19 protein-coding genes are annotated in these 21,306 nt (G+C 51.8%); 2 read left to right on the forward strand and 17 right to left on the reverse strand.

The window, feature by feature from the left end:
• The first annotated feature begins 801 nt into the window (after positions 1-801).
• Complete coding sequence (gene gspB, locus OK023_RS14415) at positions 802-1,350, forward strand: type II secretion system assembly factor GspB (protein ID WP_317693383.1); 549 nt, start codon at positions 802-804, stop codon at positions 1,348-1,350.
• 16 nt (positions 1,351-1,366) lie between these two features.
• Here the strand turns inward: gspB and gspS are convergent, their stop codons facing one another.
• The 14 genes from gspS to gspC all read right to left on the reverse strand — a co-directional run bounded on the left by gspS (position 1,367) and on the right by gspC (position 13,640).
• Positions 1,367-1,759: a type II secretion system pilot lipoprotein GspS gene (gene gspS / locus OK023_RS14420; protein WP_317693384.1), complete on the reverse strand. Its 393-nt coding sequence runs from the start codon at positions 1,757-1,759 to the stop codon at positions 1,367-1,369.
• Between the two features lie 82 nt (positions 1,760-1,841).
• Complete coding sequence (locus tag OK023_RS14425; protein WP_317693385.1) at positions 1,842-2,696, reverse strand: A24 family peptidase; 855 nt, start codon at positions 2,694-2,696, stop codon at positions 1,842-1,844.
• Between the two features lie 22 nt (positions 2,697-2,718).
• Complete coding sequence (locus tag OK023_RS14430) at positions 2,719-3,462, reverse strand: type II secretion system protein N (RefSeq protein ID WP_317697732.1); 744 nt, start codon at positions 3,460-3,462, stop codon at positions 2,719-2,721.
• Positions 3,452-3,940, reverse strand: coding sequence for a type II secretion system protein M (locus OK023_RS14435; RefSeq protein WP_317693386.1), 489 nt, complete (start codon positions 3,938-3,940; stop codon positions 3,452-3,454). The genes OK023_RS14430 and OK023_RS14435 overlap by 11 nt, the downstream gene beginning before the upstream one ends.
• The gene (gspL, locus tag OK023_RS14440) at positions 3,933-5,123 is read right to left on the reverse strand and encodes a type II secretion system protein GspL (protein ID WP_317693387.1); all 1,191 of its coding nucleotides are present in this window, start codon (positions 5,121-5,123) and stop codon (positions 3,933-3,935) included. Before gspL ends, OK023_RS14435 begins: the two co-directional genes overlap by 8 nt.
• Positions 5,120-6,097 carry a type II secretion system minor pseudopilin GspK gene (gene gspK, locus OK023_RS14445; RefSeq protein ID WP_317693388.1) on the reverse strand — a complete coding sequence of 326 codons (978 nt, stop codon included), beginning with the start codon at positions 6,095-6,097 and terminating at the stop codon, positions 5,120-5,122. The genes gspL and gspK overlap by 4 nt, the downstream gene beginning before the upstream one ends.
• The gene (gspJ, locus tag OK023_RS14450; RefSeq protein ID WP_317693389.1) at positions 6,094-6,693 is read right to left on the reverse strand and encodes a type II secretion system minor pseudopilin GspJ; all 600 of its coding nucleotides are present in this window, start codon (positions 6,691-6,693) and stop codon (positions 6,094-6,096) included. The genes gspK and gspJ overlap by 4 nt, the downstream gene beginning before the upstream one ends.
• A complete protein-coding gene (gene gspI / locus OK023_RS14455) occupies positions 6,690-7,055 on the reverse strand; it encodes a type II secretion system minor pseudopilin GspI (protein ID WP_317693390.1) in 366 nt (121 codons plus the stop codon). Before gspI ends, gspJ begins: the two co-directional genes overlap by 4 nt.
• Positions 7,052-7,603 (reverse strand): type II secretion system minor pseudopilin GspH, encoded by a 552-nt coding sequence (gene gspH / locus OK023_RS14460; RefSeq protein WP_317693391.1) that lies wholly within the window; start codon positions 7,601-7,603, stop codon positions 7,052-7,054. The genes gspI and gspH overlap by 4 nt, the downstream gene beginning before the upstream one ends.
• A 21-nt stretch (positions 7,604-7,624) precedes the next feature.
• Complete coding sequence (gene gspG / locus OK023_RS14465) at positions 7,625-8,056, reverse strand: type II secretion system major pseudopilin GspG (protein WP_317693392.1); 432 nt, start codon at positions 8,054-8,056, stop codon at positions 7,625-7,627.
• A gap of 16 nt (positions 8,057-8,072) precedes the next feature.
• Positions 8,073-9,296, reverse strand: a complete 1,224-nt coding sequence (gene gspF / locus OK023_RS14470; protein ID WP_317693393.1) for a type II secretion system inner membrane protein GspF — start codon at positions 9,294-9,296, stop codon at positions 8,073-8,075.
• A gap of 1 nt (position 9,297) precedes the next feature.
• Positions 9,298-10,803: a type II secretion system ATPase GspE gene (gene gspE / locus OK023_RS14475; RefSeq protein ID WP_317693394.1), complete on the reverse strand. Its 1,506-nt coding sequence runs from the start codon at positions 10,801-10,803 to the stop codon at positions 9,298-9,300.
• Positions 10,800-12,749 carry a type II secretion system secretin GspD gene (gspD, locus tag OK023_RS14480; RefSeq protein ID WP_317697734.1) on the reverse strand — a complete coding sequence of 650 codons (1,950 nt, stop codon included), beginning with the start codon at positions 12,747-12,749 and terminating at the stop codon, positions 10,800-10,802. The genes gspE and gspD overlap by 4 nt, the downstream gene beginning before the upstream one ends.
• Positions 12,750-12,782: 33 nt before the next feature.
• A complete protein-coding gene (gene gspC, locus OK023_RS14485) occupies positions 12,783-13,640 on the reverse strand; it encodes a type II secretion system protein GspC (protein WP_317693395.1) in 858 nt (285 codons plus the stop codon).
• 555 nt (positions 13,641-14,195) lie between these two features.
• Here gspC and pulA point away from each other — a divergent pair.
• Positions 14,196-17,489: a pullulanase-type alpha-1,6-glucosidase gene (gene pulA / locus OK023_RS14490; protein WP_317693396.1), complete on the forward strand. Its 3,294-nt coding sequence runs from the start codon at positions 14,196-14,198 to the stop codon at positions 17,487-17,489.
• A gap of 47 nt (positions 17,490-17,536) precedes the next feature.
• Here pulA and OK023_RS14495 read toward each other — a convergent pair whose 3' ends face one another.
• From OK023_RS14495 to OK023_RS14505, 3 genes are read right to left on the reverse strand one after another with little or no spacing between them, the layout of a single operon-like run.
• On the reverse strand, positions 17,537-18,220 hold the full coding sequence (locus OK023_RS14495; RefSeq protein WP_317693397.1) for a hypothetical protein: 684 nt from the start codon (positions 18,218-18,220) through the stop codon (positions 17,537-17,539).
• A gap of 35 nt (positions 18,221-18,255) precedes the next feature.
• Positions 18,256-19,785, reverse strand: coding sequence for an alkaline phosphatase (locus OK023_RS14500; protein WP_317693398.1), 1,530 nt, complete (start codon positions 19,783-19,785; stop codon positions 18,256-18,258).
• 44 nt (positions 19,786-19,829) lie between these two features.
• Positions 19,830-21,260, reverse strand: coding sequence for an alkaline phosphatase (locus OK023_RS14505; RefSeq protein WP_317693399.1), 1,431 nt, complete (start codon positions 21,258-21,260; stop codon positions 19,830-19,832).
• Between the last annotated feature and the right edge of the window lie 46 nt (positions 21,261-21,306).

Below are 21,306 nucleotides of genomic sequence, written 5' to 3' on the forward strand. Positions count from 1 at the left end.
GGTAAATTTATATTTTAATATATATATAAATAACATCAATGGATCAAGGCTATTATTCAGGATGTCCTATAGGACAATACATTCCTGAAGAAAATTAATTTAGCCTTGATGATAACGCCCTTTTAGGAAAATTATCTAAGCAAGCGTGATTTATTCAACAATAGTATAAAAATGGATGAATATCTTATTTAGATTAATACCTATTATTGAGTATCAAACAAATGCTATATACTCTAAATCATTCGAGTTGCATGAAGGCAGCAACGCAGTGAATCCTCAGGAGCTTAACTAAGTAAGTGACTGGGGTGAGCGTGGAAAGCCAACACTCAAGCAACTTCAAGTATGACGGGTATAATCTGTACCCGTTAATGGCACACGGGCACCGTTGTCAGGCGTTTAGGATTTCGATGGTATCCTGGCTGCGTCCCTCAATTGCACGCGAGCGCCGCTGGCGGTAATTTGCGCGCAGAGCAAGGCGTGAGCCGCGAGGTTGGGTGGGCCAAATAAGCGGCGAACAACTCAGCAACCCCTTCCTGGGGCTCGTATCGCGCATCCGTGCACTCAACAGTCGGCTATCTAGGCAAGTTAAAGGTCACGCCATAAAATCCAAGAGACGCTTAAACCATATAAGCGCAAAATTCAATCAACTTAATTAAAAATTGTTAAATAACAATAAATTAACATAAAGCATATCTAAACTACTCTTGACCCGCACCAGCCGGAAAGATAGTTTCTTCCTATACCAATAATTTGCAGAGCCTCTGGCTATTGCAAAATGCATTAACGTAAGGGCTTAGGGTCGTGGACAAGCAAACGGAATCAGCACCAGAAGTCAGGAAACATGACACCAGAGGACTGTTTATTCCTCATTATCTCCTACCTATATATGCACTGCTATTTATCGCGTTAGGCTGGTTTTCTAGGGAACATTGGCTTAGCAGCCCAATCCTCGATCACACGGCAGTCACGATCGCGAAGGTCGTCCCCTCCGCCGTAGCGCAAAACCACGTTGCGCAGGTTAAACCTGATGTAACCGTAGTAGCCAAAAAAGACGCCGCAAAGCAAAACAGCACAGCAGTTCAACCACCGCAGGCAAAGGCATTGGCTAGTGATGAACTGCCCGTACTACATTACAGCGCCCATATTTACGCTTCTGAGGATGAAAAACGCAGCATAACGATGAATGGGCAGCGCTATAAAGAAGGTGACAGTCCCGCTCCTAACCTCACCATTGAACAAATCCAGCAGGATGTGACTATCTTCGATTTTAACGGTGAGGTGTTCACGCTTGATGCGTTAGAGGACTGGCCTGGTGGCAACGTTGATGTGGCAAATTCCACTGAAAGGTAAACCCAACATCAAGGGCTCACCGCGCTTCTTTGCGCAACTCATCGGTGAAAGGGGCCAACAGGCTGTTAAAACTACTACATTTAGTCTGTTCTGGTGTACTGTCTTTAGCTAAGCTCTGATAAATAGCCTCGCTACGCTGAGGCAGTGCCGCATACGCCGACGGGTCCCAGCCGCGTTGTTTTGCCACCTTGTTAGCAACCTGGTTGATCACCGCATCCGCAGGTAAATCGCTGCGATTACACTTGTATTTAAGGTATTTAGTGCCAGCCACTACCGAAGCGAGCTGTTCCACCTGAACATTAAGGGGCACGGATTTATTCTGGCGTAAGGAGTGCGGTTGCTGGCAACCCACAACGCCCAAAACAAACAGCACAGAAGTAAAGCGCACAAATAGAGGTAACTTAATCATATTGTTATTTTCCCTAATTCCATTCCACCCAATCCACTACCGCTTGTCAGTGGAAAATATTAATAAGGGTGCTAACCCCACGTTACCACAGCCCAACGACGTTTAAAGACATCAACATGCAAGCTACACCGCCCAACGCCAGCCAGGGCCCGAAGGCTAAGGGCTGGTCGAAACTCTTGCGTGTTACAACACGTTGCACCAAAGTAAATACCAGTCCACAGCTCGCAGCTAGCAGAACCACCTGCGGCAACGCCTGCCAGCCTAACCAAGCCCCCAACGCGGCAAGCAATTTGAAATCACCATAGCCAAGCGCGTCTTTTTCTGTCGCCAGTTTGAATAACCAGAACAGGGCCCATAAGCACAGATAACCCGCCATTGCGCCTACCGTTGCCTCTTCCAGATCAACAAAATGCCCTTGCAGATTAAAAAACAGCCCAATCCATAGCAGTGGCAACGTCAGCGCATCGGGTAACAGTTGCGTACGGAGGTCAATCACCGCTAACACCAGTAAAAACGACAGAAATATCCAGACTCCCATTAACGGCATGCCCAACGGCAAAACCGCCGCCGCTAGCATAAACAAACTGGCCGTGGCCAGTTCAACCAATGGGTAACGCCAAGAAATGCGCGCACCGCAACAACGGGCTTTACCTTTTAACCACAAAAAGCTCAACAGTGGAACGTTATCCCTGGCCACAATCGGTTGCTGGCAACGGGGGCAACAAGAGTGTGGTAACAGCAGGTTAAAACGTGGTGTATTCTCTGGCAAAGGTTGTGCCAATTGTAGCAACGCCTCACGTTGCCAGCGCGTCTCCAGCATCACGGGCAACCGGTAAATTACCACGTTCAGAAAGCTGCCAACAATCGCACCGAGCCCCCCTACCGAACACAGCCAGATCAGAGGAAAAGCCTCTGTAAAATTCAACAGCAAACTCATAAAACCTCCCTGTCGTTGCGGCTCACAAGACGCGTCCCTGAACCTGCCAAGCGATCTGCCCTTGGTCATTAGCTTTACCTAACTGATTCATCAGCGGTTTAATAACATTAGGTAATTCAGGACCACCGCGTAATTGACCATTGAACTGATAGCGTCCGTCGAATCCAAGATTGCCTTGCCCCGTCAAACTCAGATGAGCAGAGTTCTGTTTCAGCACCAATGCAAGCGCTCCTTTCTTATCACAGCTTAATCGCCCCTGAACATGAGTCAGTTCAACTGCACCTAAAGGGGTCTCCAACTGGGCATTATGCCAGTTGATCGCCCCGCCGATGAGACTCACACAGCCGCCAGGGCCAATTTCCCCCTGCTGTAAGCGCAGTTGTAGGTTACCTTGAGCAGTAACCGGCAGCGGCAAAGGTAACTGTTGCTGTAGCCAATCTGCCGGGGCTGAGAACTGCCATTGATACAGCTGAAGACTAAACCAGCCACGCAATGTCCCAGCGCCTTGAATGCCCTGCGGACCACGCAGTTCAAGCTTCAATGCGGGCCGCCATGAGGATAGCGTAATCTGCCAGTTCACTTCTGCCAGTGTAAGCTGCTGCCAATTAAATTGGCGCAAGCTGCCTTGCCATAGTGAACCGGCGAAACTACCAATCCGCATATCCGCTGGCAAAAAATTCCGCAACACCTGTGCAGGGGCATTCCAACACAGCAACAGCAGGTAGCAGGCCAGCAACAGGACAACTTTTTTCGCTTTAGCGCCCATCACTGTGTTCCAGCATCAGTTTGTTTACCGCTACCCATCCTGGTTTTTCAGGCTTTGCCGCCACATCAAAGGCCAGGATACGAATACGATATTGTCGTTCCAACTGGGTGAGCCAAAGCATCAACCGGTTAAAATCACTTGGTTCAAGAGTAACAGCCAACCGTTCTCCCTGCGGCTGTATACGGGCAATGATGATCCCCTGAGCTGAGGCACTACGCGTCACCGTAGCCGACAGGCTGATCGGTTCGCCCTGCACCGGGGGAGGTGTTTGCTGGCGCAGGCGTGGAGCCTGCTGAGACATCCATTCCACCGTATCCTTCTCACGTGAGATAGTATGCTGCCACTGCTCTGCCCGTTGTTGCCAAGGCTGCCATAGCGTGTAGTAGCACAAGCTCAGGACAATCAACACCCCGCATCCCAATAGCAGCCCACGTTCACGGGGGCTGATCTGCAACCAACGGCGTTTTAGCTCATTCATCCTGTATCCCCAGAATCAATCGGCTCTCTACCCTGCCTTGACCCTGCTTAACTTCACCAGGTTGCACCCGATAATGCTGCCCAATACTGTTCTGGAACTGTTCCAAAGCTTGGAATGAGGGAGCTTGTAGATCGATTTTCATTTCTTTACGACCGGCGTCATAGGACAACGCCTGTAGATGGATTGTCGAGTTTTTGGCGATCAACTGCTGCAACTGACGCATCTGCTCGTTCAACCCGGTCTGTCCGATAGGTTGTAACTCCTGCAAATGTTGTTGCATTTGTACCCGTGGGTTAACCACATTTTTCTCTGCCGGGAACAGTTGTTGGTAAAGCCGCACACTCTGCGTCCGCCAGTATTCTGCCTGTTGCCAAAGCCTATAGTGCGACAATCCTGCATCGACACTCAGTAACAGTAAGTAGCCCGCCAGCACCAGCATCACCGGGCGCCAGGGGCGTAAACCCGCACGCCAAGGGCTAGCACGGGTAAACTCCCCCTGACGTAGATCTGCACCATGATAAACTTCACCTTCTGCCGCCAGTTGCAATAAATCCCGCCTTGGTTGCTCACGCCATTCGAGCGTACCTACCGTCGTTGATGGGGGCGCTGAATAACTGGCGATAAACGATGGTGACCATATCGCCAACAATTCAGGCAGCCAAGAGGATTCCACTATCATCCCGGCATGAGCCTCCCGGCGGAACAGCCATTGATCGTTCAGGCAAACAGCACTCCAACCGTCAGCAACCAGCGGTAGCATCAGCACGTCGGGGAGTAATGCCTGTATGCGAACCCCCAGTTGCTCACAGCGGGCAATCCAGCGCTGCATGGCCGATTTCTCTACCACCGCGACGTCACACTGGTCACCCGTTTGTTGCAAAATGGCAAAGTGAAGATGCTCGACATCTGTTGCCAGTTGCTCCTCCAGCATAAACGGCAACACCTGCAGGCTCTGACGTCGTGCCCGTCGCGGCAGCGTCACCTGATGGAAAGCAAACTCGCTTGCCGGAACCAGTACCCATGCGGGGTAAGTGGCCAGTAGACGTGCCAGTTCCGGGTCAGACTCTCCTGCAGCCAGGTTCCCTTGCCGGTGAGCCCATCGCCACTGTATCGGCTGGGTATCGGTACTGGGTAACCGCAGGATCAACCGTGCTTCTCCGTTGCGCTTTATATTCTCAGTCAAGGCATCACCATCATGCTTAATCCGTATTTCCGCTGTACCACATGAAAACTATTGCCTGCATTCTGCAATAAACTCTGCTGACTAAAATGGTTATTTCCCATCAGCACGCTGAAATTAGCGAGAAAAAAGTCGCTTTTAACCGCCAGCATTGGCTTGGCAGCTGTGGTATCAAATGCCTGTAACGACGATTGAGTCAAGAATTCTGCCACGCTGCTCCATCCTTCACGTGGTCGCTGTTGCAATAACTGCGAAGCCTCTGCTGAAGAAAGTTCGTTTAGAAACAGTGCCACCATTAAAGGCGTTTGAGAGATACGTAAAGTGTTTACATTCACTAGTAACTTCTGTGTTGGCAGTGCGCACACATAAGGCAACAACCGTTGATAAATACCGGTGTCAACGCCATAGACCGTGCGCAATTCGCTAACATCCTTCATCGGTTGATTGGCTGGAAGGTAAGGCTCATCCAGCGCCATATAAACATCATCTTCCGCACCATTGATGCCGGGTTCGCTGTCGCTGTCTATCCAATCGCGCAGGGCGGCAGTCACCTGTTCAGACCGCAGCGGTTCTTCTCCTAGATTGATTAATAGCTGCGTAAATACCTGGGCGGGGTAAGGTATACCTGCCTGTCCCTCTGCTCCTTGATTGATGGCGTTAAGATTAAAGCAGGCTTGAGCATCAACGATTTGCCCCAACACTTCCCCGCCTTCAACCGGGAATCGACGTTCATCTTGCGCCCAGTTTTGTGCCAGATGCGTTTTATTCGGTGAATCCAGCATGTCTCTTTGCAAAATGGTCCCTGCCAGCGCCTCTGCAGCAACGCCATACCATTTCGCCTGCTGGTGATCCAACTGCGCTACCGTGCGCAGATAAGTCCGCCCATTACGTTCTGCAATGGTAGCAGCAACCGTAACCATCAGGGCAAGGATCAACAGCACCACCAACAGCGCAACGCCTTTCTGCCGAGACTTCACTCTTTCGGCCCCTCAGGGAGAGCGAACAAGCGGGTAAGTTCACCCAAGCCGTTCACCGTTAGCGTTACCTCAATCCCTTGTGGTAACGTTGCTGGATTATCCCAGCTATCCAGCCAGGCCCCCTTGGAAAAGAACCTCAGTCGAAAAGCGCTGACGTCGGTGAGCAATACCTTCATCACCGGTGTCTCCCCCTCCTGCGGGTCCGTATGGGAATAACTCAATCGTTCTAACTGATGATTGCGTAGGCGGTAGCCTACGCTCTGTAATTCCGATCTTGGCAGCGTACCCAAAGGATTCTGCCAGCTATTTCTCGTGAAAGAGGCCGCCCAATCTTCACTCTGCAATTGGTAACGTGCGGCAGAAAGCATGCGCTCACTGCCACGGCTACGGCGTGGAATGATTTGGCCAAAGTCCTTGTCCATCTGCACAAACGCCCGTTGCAGCTCAGCCAGGCGTTGCACTTTGCGTTGAGAAATCTCGTCATTACGCATAACGCCCTGCAATACTTGGAATGCACTAATGCTCAACGCAGCGAAAATCGCCAGAGCCAACAGCATTTCCAGCAGGGTAAAACCCTGTGCCTTTTTACGCTTCATTTGCGCACCACGTAGCTACGCAAAAAGACTAACGCGGACTCGTCTTCCTTTTTACGGCGTACTTCAACATCGAGTGCACGCATCTGACTGATTTGGGTATCGACACCCTGCCAGCGCAGGTACCAACGTTCCCCGGCAAAAGTGACCGTTTTTTCGCTCCAACGCTTCTCCGGCCAGACATGCTCCAAATGCAGTTGGACCTGCTGATTATCCGCCAGCCAGCTCGCCAGTATCTTTTCCTCCATGCGACCAATACCGCTCGCTTGCTGTGCCGTGGTTTGCAACAGCGCTAACCCCGCTAGCGCAAACACCACCAGCGCTACAAGCACTTCCAGCAGGGTCATTCCACGTTGCCTTCTCACTCTACGGCCTCATGCTCTGAAGTAGTCACTGCTCCATTCTTATCAACCTGTAGCCAAACTTCAGGGTCGCTATCCGCTCGCAAAAAAAGCAGTTTAAACGGCGTAATTTCCCCACCAGGAAGCAGCATGATATCCGGTTCTGTCGCTTCAGCATTCGCAGACGGCCAATCCTGAAGACCTGGGAACTGCAGTTCAAGTTGCATACCCTCAGGCAGTTCATTGCCCAATGCCGCACGGCGCGGTTGCCACTCTTGCCAGGCATACCCCTGCCAGACATCAGAGCCCGACGGCACGTCACTACTTACTGGCTTTTGCTGCCGCAGGATCTTGAACTGCCAGCCGTTCGGCCGTACCTGTATCCCCAACACCTGACCATTTTGTTGGCTGTCGTCCAGAGCAAAATCCAACTGAGCCTGAAAACGTGCCAATTGCTGTTGTGGGGTATTCTTCTGACCGGCAGGAAATGACATCATCACCAGAGTGGCAGCACTGCCAATCAGCAGCACCACCAACATCATTTCCAACAGTGTAAAACCGCGCTCACGCACTAGGCCGCGTCCCTTAGCTGGCTACTTCTTATTACCGATTGTCCAGTTGCCAATGTCATCCTCAGTGTCCGGCATGCCGTCCGGCCCATAAGAGAAAATATCTATTTGAGCGTGCTGCCCTGGGCTTAACAATTGGTAATCAGCCCCCCACGGGTCCTGCGGTAAGCGGCGGATATAGCCGTCTTGAGGGTAATTACGCGGTTCCGGCTGGGCAGACGGTTTGCTCACCAACGCTTGCAGCCCCTGCTCAGTGGTGGGATAGCGGCTGTTATCGAGCTTATACATGTCCAACGCGCTTTCAAGCGCCACCAGGTCGCTGACCACTTTCTGGTGGTCTGCTTTGTCTTTGTTCCCCATCAGGTTGGGCACGACCAGACTGGCCAAGACGCCAAGGATCACAATTACCACCATAATTTCCAACAGGGTAAAGCCACGCTGATGCTGTTGCTGCATGTTTATCTCCATTAGTTTAGGAACTCATCAAGGTATTTAGTTGCAGGATCGGTTGCAGGATCGCCAAAACAATAAACAACACAACGCCCGCCATACTGACCACCAGCAAAGGCTCAAACAACCCTAGTGCCAATTGCATTTGGGCAGAAAACTCACGATCCTGATTATCTGCCGCACGCTCTAGCATGCTATCTAGCTCACCACTGCGCTCACCGCTGGCGATCATGTGCCGCATCATCGGTGGGAACAGTGCGGTCAGTTCTAAAGCCCGATGCAGGCTCACCCCTTCACGCACTGATTCGGTAGCGATGGTCAGTTGGCTGCGTGCGTATTCATTGGTCAAGACTTCACCGCTAATACGCATCGCTTGTAACAGCGGTACCGCGCTGGCATTAAGGATACTGAGCGTTCGAGCATAGCGCGCGGTATTCAGGCCTCGGGCAATACGACCAATGACCGGCAGGCGCAGCAATTGACGGTGAAAAGCCACGCGGCGCGTATCCTGACGCAACAGCATGCGCATCAGCAATATGCCAAGCAGTATCAGCAGCAGTAACCAAGGGCCAAAAGTCCGTACACCGTCGCTCAATGCCATCAACATGCGGGTAGAGAGCGGTAACGCCTGTTTCATATGAACGAACTGCTCAACCACTTTGGGCACTACGGCAGAAAGCAAAATGGCAATCACGCTGATGGCAACCACGGTCAGTACACAGGGATAAATCATCGCCTGCATAATACGCGTACGCATCTGTTGGCGCTGTTCGGTATAATCGGCCAACCGGTTCAATACCAGGTCTAAATGGCCAGAGGCTTCCCCCGCCGCCACCATGGCACAATACAAGCGCTCAAAGCTGGCGGGATAGCCCCCCATCGCTTCCGCCAGCGAGTGCCCCTCCAACACCTTGGTACGAACTGCCGCCATCAGCGCCCGCTGGCGTGGTTTTTCACTCTGTTTCGCAACGGCATCCAGTGCTTCTTCCAGCGGCAGCGAAGCGGCCACCAGCGTCGCCAGTTGCCGGGTTAACAACGCCAGATCGGCACTGCTAATGCCGCGCTGCCATAGGATACGTTTACCGCTGCGGGCACGTTGGTGTTCATCCTGCCCTTCATCCAGACTCACGGGAACCAGCCCTTGCTCCCGCAGAAGTTGGCGTGCATGGCGGGCTGAATCCGCCTCCTGTACACCCCGGCGTTTTTTGCCGCGCTGGTCTAACGCTTGGTAATGGAACAGTGCCATATCACACCTCTTCCTGAAGCTGGCTTTCCGTGACGCGAACCACCTCTTCCCAACTGGTCTCTCCCGCCAGCACCTTTTCGCAACCGCTGCGGCGCAGCGTCACGTATTCATTACGCAGTTGGCGGGCAATAGCGAACTCACGTTCACCTCGGTGGATGGCAGCGCGAACCCGCTCGTCAATCAAGAGCAGTTCATGAATTCCTGTTCGGCCCCGATAACCGGTAAAGTTACATTGTGGGCACCCTTTGTGCTGCCAAACAGTGGTTCCAGGCAGGATCTCCATCTGCTGAGCCAGCACCGCATCCGCCTGATAGGGGTGGCGACAATCAGGGCATAAGGTACGCACCAAACGCTGTGCCAACACCGCCAACAGTGAAGTTGACAGTAAGAAGGGTTCGATCCCCATATCCTGCAAACGCGACAGTGCCCCCAACGCACTATTAGTATGTAGGGTTGATAGAACCAGGTGACCGGTCAGCGAAGCCTGCACCGCAATCTGGGCAGTTTCGCTATCACGAATTTCCCCCACCAGCACCACATCGGGGTCCTGACGCAAAATAGCGCGCAAGCCACGGGCGAAGGTCATATCCACCTTAGGGTTGACCTGAGTCTGGCCGATACCGTCCAATTCGTATTCGATAGGATCTTCGACTGTCATGATGTTGCGTTCACTGGCATTCAACCGGCTCAGTGCCGCATACAGCGTGGTACTCTTGCCGGAGCCTGTTGGGCCAGTCACCAGAATAATACCGTGGGGGCGTTGGATAAGTTCATCGATCTGCCGCTGGTTTTGCTGCGACATACCCAGGGTGTTCAGATCGAGGTTAACGCTATTTTTATCCAGCAAACGCAATACGATCCGCTCGCCATAATTGGAAGGCAAGGTGGAAACACGCACGTCGATAGCTCGACCACCGATGCGCAATGCCATGCGGCCATCCTGTGGAACGCGTTTTTCCGCAATGTCCAGCCGTGCCATCACTTTGATACGGGATATCAACAACGATGCCAACCGCCGCTGGGGCCGCAGGATTTCGCGCAGCACGCCATCCACCCGAAAACGGATCTGCAGATGACGTTCATAGGTTTCAATGTGGATATCCGACGCTTTGTCTTTAATCGCCTCGGTCAGCATCGCGTTGATCAAACGAATAATCGGCGCATCATCGTCAGCATCCAGCAGGTCATCACTGTCTGGCAGTTCTTCAGCCAGCGTGTAAAAATCCATTTCGTTGCCAATGTCAGCCATCATGCGCCGCGCCTCTTCCGAGTCACGTTGATAGCTGCTAACCAGTTGCTTCTCAAACTCTTCAGCAGTGAGCGTACTGACGGTAATTGCATCTCCCGCCACCCTGCGAGCTTCAAGTAGTGCACTACCCGCGGTATCGGCAACGCAAAGCGCATGATACCCGGCCTGACCATGCAGCAGCAAAATGCGTTGCGCACGGGCATAGGCAAAAGGCAGTTGAGGGCGTAATTCACCGTTTTCCGCTAAGGTATCACTCATTGCTCTCCTCGCTGATAGAACGCGCTGATCGCCGAATTGACCTGGCGGAAAGTGGCCCCATTTTGATCCGCAGGCAACTTCAATACTTCGTTGTTCAGGGTTAACCCTTGGGTTTCTTTGCCACGTAACTGTTGCTGTTCCTGATTAAACGCCTGATATTTAGCCGATGAGGCACGGCGATACTCATCGCGATCGCGGATAATCGATGGGCGGATAAACAGCATCAGGTTGCGCTTGTCAACCTTCTGGCTATTGGAGCGGAATAAGTATCCCAGCACGGGAATGTCGCCAAGGACGGGCACCTTATCAACGCTGTCGCGTACGGTTTTGTCCAACAACCCCCCGACAACCACGGTTTCGCCACTGCCCACCAAAACAGCATTATTTACCGTTCGAGTATTGAAGGTCGCCCCCAGGTTAGCACTGCTACTGGAAGCTGAATCCGCCACGCTGGAAACCTCCTGCTCGATTTCCAGCAGCACTGAATCCCCTTCGTTGATCTGTGGTTTTACCTTCAGTTTGATACCAACGGTTTTGCGCTCCACGGTATTAAAAATGTTATCGCCCGATGTGGTTCGTGAACCCGACAATACCGGCACCTCCTGACCCACGTTGAAGGTCGCCTCCATGTTGTCCAGCGTTACAATGCTCGGCGTTGCCAGAATATCGTTCTTACTGCTGCTAGACAGTGCGGTCAACAGCATTGCCCAGTTGCCCTGGTAAAAACCGGCAGCAATACCGCTAAAGCTGTTCAAGGCACTGGCCATACTGTTGTTGAGAGTGCCATCTTTATTGTACTGATTGACCCCGGCAATCGCGGTAGTGATCGGCAACCCGGTATTGGTGAACTGAGTCACCCCTGCGTGTTTATTCGCCCACTGAATGCCGAGATTCAGACCATCAGCATCTTGTACCTCGGCAATAATGGCTTCAACCAGCACCTGAGCTCGGCGGATATCCAACTGCGCAATCACCTTTTCAAGATCGCGTATAACATCTGGTGCACCGGTGATGATCAGGGCGTTGGTCTGTTCGTGTGCCTTGATAGTGACATCTTTGCGCAACGCCACGGCAGGTTTCGCATCCTTCTGTTCGTTTTGAATACTACTGCTGACGCCAGTCAACACTTCAACCAGATCGGTCGCCTTGGCATACTTGAGGTAAATCACTTTGGTATTACCCTGCACCGCCTGCTCGCGATCCAGTTGCTTGATCATGGTGATAATGCGCTGACGGGAGTTAGGGTCACCACTGACCAACACCGAATTGGTACGTTCGTCGGCGACTAGGTTGGCAGTCATTAGGCTCGGCATTGCCGATTTGCTGGCATCTTTGGTTAATTCGGTCACTAGTTTGACCACTTCGGTCGCTGAAGCATACGCAAGAGGCACGGTCACCACACTGCGATCGCCTACTTTGTCTACCCGCTCAACTATCTCCATCAAACGCTTGATCACCGCCGCACGTCCGGTCATCAGCAGTACGTTGGAAGGCTCGTAGTGCACCACACTGCCCGCGCCAGCATTGTCGTTGAGTTGACGCAGCAAAGGGGCGAGATCCCTGGCCGCTACGTTATTAACCGGCACTACGCGCGTCACCACCTCATCGCCCTGTCCAGGTTCGGCATCATTAGCGACCGGCACCGCAGAGGTTTTGGCATCCTTTGAACGTACCACTTTCAACACGCCGTTCTGCATATCCACAACGGCAAAACCGTAGACGTCCAACACGCTGAGAAAGAACTGGTAATACTGTTCTTCGTTCAACATATCGTAACTGCGTACTGTGATCGTGCCGCGCACGGAGGGATCAATAATCACCGTTTTATTCAGATTTTTACTGACGGTGTTAATGAACTCCTGAATATCCGTCCCCTTGAAACTGGCCGAAAACTCAGCACTCCATCCTGACCCTGTACCCAACAGCACGGTAGCCAACACCAGAATGCGTAAGCTCCTGATTATCCCTTTTTTAAACAATTAATTATCTCCAAGAGCAATGTAGATATCCTGCAATTGACCATCGCGTTCGACGGTAAGATTCAGTTCACTGAGTTCAGGCAGTTGTTTCAGTGCCTGCTGAGACTGTTGGGCATCACGCAGATCTAGACCATTAATAGCCACAGCCAGATCGTTTTCCCGCAACCCAACCTTTTGGAACAACTCCTTTTGCACACCAGGATTCAGGCGATACCCGGTCAGTTTGTTACCTACCATGACGGGGGAGATGTTCAGGTAGTTCAGAATATTTTGCGGCTGCTGCTTCAGTTCAGCCTGAATTGATAGGGGTCTCTCACCGCCCGCCTTGGCCACAACGGACGACTCACCGAACAGATGCAACGCTTCATAACGCCCTTGATAGCTAATCACCACTCGATCGGGGTATATAGCCGCGATTTTGGCGTCGTATCCCGGCGTGTTGTCACCAATAGTCAGACTAAACTGCTTGCTGCCTTTGGCGATAATAGCAATAGAGTGTGCGGGGGTCGGGCTTGCCACAATGCCGGTCAAATTGATTTTAAGCACCGAAGGTGGTGCCTTAAGCAAAGAGGAATCAGACCCGGCAATATCTACAGCCTTAGTGGAAGCTGGGGACGCAGTACCAAACAGGGTAAAATGAGTGACCACTGCCGTGTCACTGCGCGCTTTACTTACCTGCGGTAAATTTTCTTTGCTCAGTACAGGGGCTGGGATTTCAGAAGGTAACCAAAGGTGCCAAGTCAGCATAGCCAATTGATTTAACATCAGAAAGAGGGCTACATACAGCACCCAACGTGGGGTTAACCACTTTAAAACGGATCCCTTGATTGACAATGTCATCCCAGAAAATTGCATCATGCTTTCTCTTAGTAATATCCCTGTAAGGAAAAACAATACCCAATGTTTTAGTCGCCGTGTGCCTGTTATGCATTATGCCAAGGTTCTGCGCAGCATCCTTGTTTTTAGCCTCATACTTTATACAAACTCACATAACGAAAAAATAATTATTTCCCGCCAAGTAAAATTTTCATCTTTCTGTTTTAAAAGTGATTTATTTTTTTAACCTAAATAACAATTCTGGCCTTTGTGGGGTTCATCATCCCTACCCGGTTGGGTATCCTCCTTCCCCCTACGCCCTGAGGCCTCCCCCAACAGGAGGATGCTCCTGCCCCATCAGCAATATCTAATGCCCTTGTTTTACAAACGAATACCGTCTCTTACTTTCTATTATGTGAGTCTGATATACCCAAGTTACTTCAAGATGCAGGTAGGTGGCGCGAACAAGAGACAAATTGGTCTTAGGCCGATTTGAACACTGTGGAAAGCGCCCTAGGGGACGAAATCCAAGGATGGGCCGAATAACACAGCCAATCCTCCTACATCTTAAAGAACAAAGGGTAGAGGGAATTTAGAATGCTTAAACATACCTGTAATGCCCTACTCTTAAGTTCGTTGGTGTTACTTAACGGCTGTGATAACAACAATTCTTCCAGTATTAAAGCCAGCACACCAAATACGCCTGATACCCCTACTCCCAGTGACCAAGAACCCGTTGCGCATTTACCTAACGTTGCCATCCCCGGTGAAGCAGTCGTCGCTGAGGGGAACAGGGCAGTGATCCATCTGGTTGATGTCGCCGCTGTCAGCAGAAAAGCGGCAAGAAGTCTTCCCAGCACTAAAAACCTGTTTTTGTGGAACAATGATACCTGTGACGCACTGAAAGAACCCCTTGCGGGCTGGGATGACACCAGCAACACCCCAACAGGCAGTGATGAATACGGCCCCTATTGGGTGATAGATCTCAACAAAACGACCGGTTGCATCAACTTTATTCTGCGCGATGGTACCAACAAGCTGATCGACGCAGACATGCGTTTGACGTTTAGCGATTTCCCCGACCGCACAGTGTCTGTCCTTGCGGGCAGCAACATACTTTACGATACTCGCGCCGAAGCTTTCCGTGCCGCATTCGGGGTCGCACAGGCAGAGGCACACTGGGTAGATAAACAGACTATCCTCTGGCCCGCCGGGAAAGATAAACCGATTGTTCGCCTTTACTACAACCACAGTAGCAAGGTAAGCGCCAACAGCGAAGGACAATTTACCGATCGCTATTTCTCTTTGACCCCCACCACCCTCAGCGAAGAGACGCGCGTGCGCTTTCCACATCTTGCCAATTATGCCGCATTTAAGTTGCCGGAAAATGTCAGTGTAGACGAATTACTGACCGGCGAAACCATTGCGCTTGCTACCGATCAGGATGGGGTCATCAGTTCAGCTACGCAGGTACAAACCGCCGGTGTGCTGGATGATCGCTTCTCTGCCGCCGCCGAGGAGCTGGAGTACGGTGCGGTGATAGGAGGTTCTGGTATCACTTTCCGCCTGTGGGCACCGACCGCCCAACAGGTAGCACTGGTGCTCTACAGCGTGGATAAAAAAGTGATCGGCAGTTATCCGATGACACACGATACTGACTCTGGTGCCTGGTCTTATCAGGGCGGCAGCGATCTCAAAGGGGCTTTCTACCGTTACGCGCTCACCGTTTACCACCCACAATCGCGCAAAGTTGAACAGTACGAGGTGACCGATCCTTACTCTCATAGCCTCTCGAGCAACTCGGAGTACAGCCAGGTCGTCGATCTCAATGACAGCGAATTGAAACCCGAAGGCTGGGACAGCCTGAGTATGCCCCATCCACAGGCGACCCAAGCCGATATTGCCAGCATGGTGATCCATGAATCCCATATCCGCGATCTTTCTGCCTTTGACCAGACGGTGCCTGAAGCCATACGCGGCAAATATCTGGCGCTAACCGCAGAAGACAGCAATATGGTCAAACACCTCAAGCAACTGGCGCAGTCGGGAGTGACACACGTTGAATTGTTACCAGTGTTCGATCTGGCCACGGTGAATGAGTTCTCAGATAAAGTGGCCGATCTGCCACAGCCCTTCAGCCGTTTGTGTGAATTGAACAGTGCCGTTCGGCAGAGCCGCTTTGCTGATTACTGCAACAGCGCCTCGACCATAAGTGAAGTGCTCAACGAACTGAAGCAGGATGATAACCAGAACAATCCGCAAGTACAGGAATTGAACGGCTACGTATCACAAACCGATTCCTACAACTGGGGCTACGATCCTTTCCACTACACGGTGCCGGAAGGCTCCTACTCCACCAATCCAGAAGGGACGCTGCGTATCAAAGAGTTCCGCACCATGGTGCAGGCCATCAAACAGCAGTTGGGTATGAACGTCATTATGGACGTGGTGTACAACCATACCAACGCTGCGGGCCCAACCGATCGCACCTCCGTGCTGGATAAGATTGTGCCTTGGTATTACCAGCGCTTGAACGAATCGACCGGTAGCGTGGAATCTGCCACCTGCTGTTCCGATTCGGCACCGGAACACCGGATGTTCGCCAAGCTGATTGAAGATTCTTTAGTTGTCTGGAGTAGAGACTACAAGATTGACGCTTTCCGTTTCGATCTGATGGGTTATCACCCTAAAGCCCAGATCCTCGCGGCACGTGAAAAAGTCAACGTGGTGAGCCCTAACGTTTATTTCTTTGGTGAAGGTTGGAATTCCGGGCAGGAGGATCGCTTTGAAATCGCCTCACAAATCAACCTGAAAGGCACTGGTATTGGCACCTTCTCCGACCGCCTGCGCGATGCCGTGCGTGGCGGTGGCCCATTCGATGAGAAAGAAGCTCTGCGGCAAAATCAGGGGTTGGGCAACGGGGCTGGCGTATTGGCCAACGAGCTGGCCCAGCAAAGCGAAGATTCCGTGCGCCATCTGGCCGATCTGACACGTTTGGGGATGGCGGGCAATCTGGCCGAGTTCTTGCTGATCGATAAAGACGGTAACCTGAAGAAAGGCAGTGAAATTGACTACAACGGCGCAATCGGTGGCTACGCCAGCGATCCTACCGAAATCGTCAACTATGTCTCCAAACACGACAACCAGACCCTGTGGGATATGATCGGCTATAAAGCGGCAAATGAAGCCGATCTGGCAACCCGTGTGCGGATGCAGGCGGTTTCTCTGGCCACTGCATTGCTGGGTCAAGGATTGGCCTTCGATCAACAAGGCTCCGAACTGCTACGCTCCAAGTCCTTCACCCGCGACTCCTATGACTCCGGTGACTGGTATAACCGCGTTGACTACAGCTATCAGGACAATAACTTCAACGTAGGTATGCCGCGTATTAGTGATGATGGCGTAAACTACGGGATAATCAGCCAGGTAAAAGACGCGGTTGCTACGCCTGACTGCTCAGAAATCACGCGAATGACTGCGTTCTATCAGGAGCTCACCCGGTTACGTCACTCCTCACCGCTTATCACTCTGGGAAGCGGCAGTGAAGTGATTAAACGCGTTGATTTCCGCAACACCGGTGCAACACAACAGTTAGGGTTGCTAGTGATGACCATTGATGACGGCACTCAGGCAGGTAAAGATCTCGATCCGCAAACCGATGCACTGGTGGTAGTGATTAATGCGGCACCAGAAGCCAGAACGATAAGTGATTTTACGGGTAAAAATCTCAGTCTGAGCGCTATTCAGCAGGAATTGGGAACCCAGTCGCTGGCATCAGGTATTGTTATCGCCACTGATGGCACCATCACGGTACCCGCGTGGTCGGTTACACTACTGGCTAAACCGCAGGGATCGTCCCAGGGTATAGGTCTACCCGTGAGCAGTAAATAACTCATTTCAACCTCACGCCTTTACAGGGCGTGAGGTTGAAATCCCACTCAATCCAGCAGGTCGGAGTAATCACCGCGTTGATAATCAGCCAGCGGTTGCCAAGGTAACCGCTGCGGATCGGCAAAGGGTGTCGCTGTCATACGTTGGATCGAGATGCCATGACTATCTCGTTGCTCAATACTGCGAGCATACTGACCGACCACGTCCCAGGCCACTTTGGTGGTTTTCTCCCCTTTATGCAGCAAATAATGCTGTATACCATCAACAACCGGGCCTTGTTTCTCCATGCGGCTCAAGGCTGTGGGATCAACCAGCCAGTAGGCTGAAGCCCAAGATCCGCCGTACCCTACGTTGCCGTAGTGCGCCAACTCCACATCAATCACGCGTTGCAGATTGTGCAATACCAGCTGTACGCTCACTTTGCCGGTTTCAGCATCTTGCTTTATCAACAGTGGTGCCCCCTGAGCTTCACTGTGCGCATGCCCCGCATGAGGGGAAGCAGGCTCATGATCATGCTCTTTGCTTTCAAGCACAGCAGTAGGCAGCTCACGTTCGATCCAAACCACACCCGCACGGCGATACATTAGATCGGTATAACGACTATCTCGCGTGATACCATCATGCCCTATCGCCCGGTTCTCATAGTCCAATCGCAGGTTGACGGACGGCACAGCATCTGCCTGTACCTGCGATCCTTGCTCCGCTGCACCAGAAGGTAAAACTGTCGCCATCAGTAGCGCCAGACCAAATATTCTCCGCCAGTCCATCATAAACCTGCTGCCTCTTTCACTTTGAAAAAGACTTTGGTGTTATCCATAGTCCCTTTAAAGATTTGTGAACCCGCGCCGTCGGCGTAAAGCATGACATCCCCCCCGGCATGCGTTTCCGCTCCAGGAGCTCCCAGGTTGATCCCCACTTCCTGCAGGAAATTATCCTGTGTGGTGTCAATATCAGTGAGATCCTCACGTTCTGTACCACGTGCTGGAGCAACCCAAGGGGCATTGTTATCCTCCACATTGATTTGGCTACTGCCGCTGGCATTGGGACGACCACCGTTACCAAAAACCAGTGTTGTGTACGGTTTGCCGTCGGCCGCTTTGGCCAGTTCTCCATTCTGGTAATCGTAAACCTTGCCAAGGATCGGATTACCGATCTTGCCGTAGCCGTTAAAGGCAATGGAGTGGTCATGGTCAGCGGTCACTACAATCAAGGTATTTTTAAGACCAGGGTCTTTGGCCTCCATAAATGTGAGCGCCGTCTTGATGGCTTCATCCATCGCCAGAGTATCTTCCAATGCACGTTTGGCATTACTGCCGTGCAGAGCATGATCAATACGCCCGCCTTCCACCATCAGGAAAAAACCTTTTTCATTACGGCTGAGCACTTCTAACGCTTTCTCCGCCATTTCGGCCAGGCTTGGCTGATCCAGATCCTGATTGACCCGATCCAGTTCGTAAGCCATTTCACTTTGTGCGAACAAACCAAACAGTTTATCGACCGAATCGGTGTTCAGATTACGCAATTGAGAACCACTGTCGACGTAGGTATAACCTGCACTCTCCATCGCACTCACCAGATTCAGATTATCGCTTCTCTTGCTTCTGGGGTTAACCGATTTCGGTAGGTAGTTACGTTGCCCCCCTCCCATCAACACATCCACGCCATCCCCCAACCAACTGTTGTAGTTAGGATGCCCAGGTACGGATTGTTCAGCGATAGTGTTGTAACCATTACGATTACAAATATGGGAATAGGTGGCCGCTGGCGTCGCATGACCCACTCGGGTGGTTGATACCGCGCCAACCGAACGCCCCATAGCCTTGGAGAGTTCTAACAAGGTTCGGGCACGTTCACCATTGCCCGCTGGGCAGGTACTGTCCTCGCCCGATATATACTGTGCACCGTCGGCAGTATAGGCCTTGGTATCGGCAGACATTGAAATCACTTCATTGTTTGCCTTCACACCGGCCATATACGCAGCCATAGAGGGGGCACTGTCGGTGGTTTGGGCATCATTGGAGAAAGTTTTAATACGTGCAGCATACTTCAACGACTGCATAGTCAGTTCCGCGCGCTCACTGCTGTTCAGTGAGCCCGGCTCAGCCGCCAGCTGTTTCTCACCTTTGTAGATACGTGCCGCCGTTACGGTCACTGGCCCCATGCCATCACCCAAGAAGAAGATCACGTTCTTGGCTTCGTTTGCGGCGTAGGTACTCCCACTAGCAAACGTTAATAGGCTCAACAGAAACAGAGAACAGCCATTGGTTTTGCCCACAGATTGTCTTTTTTTCATCATTTTGCTCATTCTGGAAAGAGGGGTTGCGCTGAGTGAACGAGGGTTCACGGCAAGTCAATCGCCTGCTTAATCAGGCTAAACACCCGATCGTTATTCAGCGTTCCACTGAACAGTTCCGACCCCATCCCTTGCGCTGCGAGGAAAACATCACCACCACCATGCGTTTCTGTGTTTAAAGGAATAACGGATTCCTGCAGAAAATCGGCACTTTCCAGCTCGTGGTCGTCGATAGGGCCACGGGTTGCCTTATGAGCAGGGCCATTACCGAAACCGATAATGGTATACGGGTTACCATCCACATCCGTTGAGTCAACACCACTGACATAATTCTTCACGATGCCTAACACCCCAGGATTACCCTCCTCCGTTTTGCCAGTGCGCTGTGCATAGCCATTCATTTGCAACGTGTGGTCATGGTCGGCAGTGACTACAATCAGGGTATTTTTCAAATCGGGGTCAAGCTGCTGCATCTTTTCCAGTGCCACTTTGATTGCCTGATCGAACGCAACCGTGTCCTGCAAGGCCCGGCGAGCATTAGTCGCATGAAGGGCGTGATCGATACGGCCACCTTCTACCATCAGAAAAAAACCTTTTTCTTTAGCAGCCAAAGCATCAATCGCCTTTGACGTCATCTCTGCCAGGCTAGGTTCCTGCTCCGGATCGCGATCCAGGTCATAAGACATGTGATTAGGCGTGAAAAGGCCGACGAGTTTGCTACCATCAACCGGCAGTTGATCGAACTGCTGCTTGTTTGCTGCATAGTGATAATTGGCTGCCTGCAATTCTGCAACCAGGTTACGCTGATCGCCGCGAGTCCCCCCCGCCGTCTTTGGTGTGAAATAGCTAACGCCTCCTCCAAAGATCACATCAATACCCTCTCCTAGCTTGGTATTAAACCCTGTGCCACCGGGTACTAACGCGGCGGCAATAGTGTTTTCCGCATCCCGATGGCAGATATGGGCATAGGTCGCCGCAGGTGTTGCGTGCGTGACCCGCGTGGTGGTCACAATCCCGGTGCTATAGTTCGCGGCTTTCATTTTTTCCAGCAACGTTTCCACCGCCTGACCGTTGTCCGGCGGGCAGGTACTGTCAAAATTAACGTGATAAGCTTTGCCCTGCGGGTTTGTGGCCAAGGTGTCTGGGGACATTGAGATCACTTCATTATTCGTCTTGATCCCCGTCATATAGGCGGACATGGAAGGCGCACTGTCGGTCACCTGTGCGTCGTTCGAATAAGTGTGGACAAACGCGCTTTCCGGCAGGGTATCGATCGTCAGATTGCCCTCTTCACCAACGCTATAAATACGTGCAGCAGTCAATGTGGCAATACCCATACCATCCCCCAAAAAAAACAGCACGTTCTTAGCGGGCTTCGATGCTGAGTTTTCAATATTGTTAACCGAATTACTGTCATTGCACCCTGATGCAGCCAACACCAATCCGAGAATCATCAGGCTGAGCATGTTGTGTTTCATCTAACCTCCCTATCTAAAATTTCGTTTTTGCATTCATTGCTAGCAC

Source organism: Serratia sp. UGAL515B_01 (assembly GCF_033095805.1).
Classification (GTDB): domain Bacteria; phylum Pseudomonadota; class Gammaproteobacteria; order Enterobacterales; family Enterobacteriaceae; genus Chania.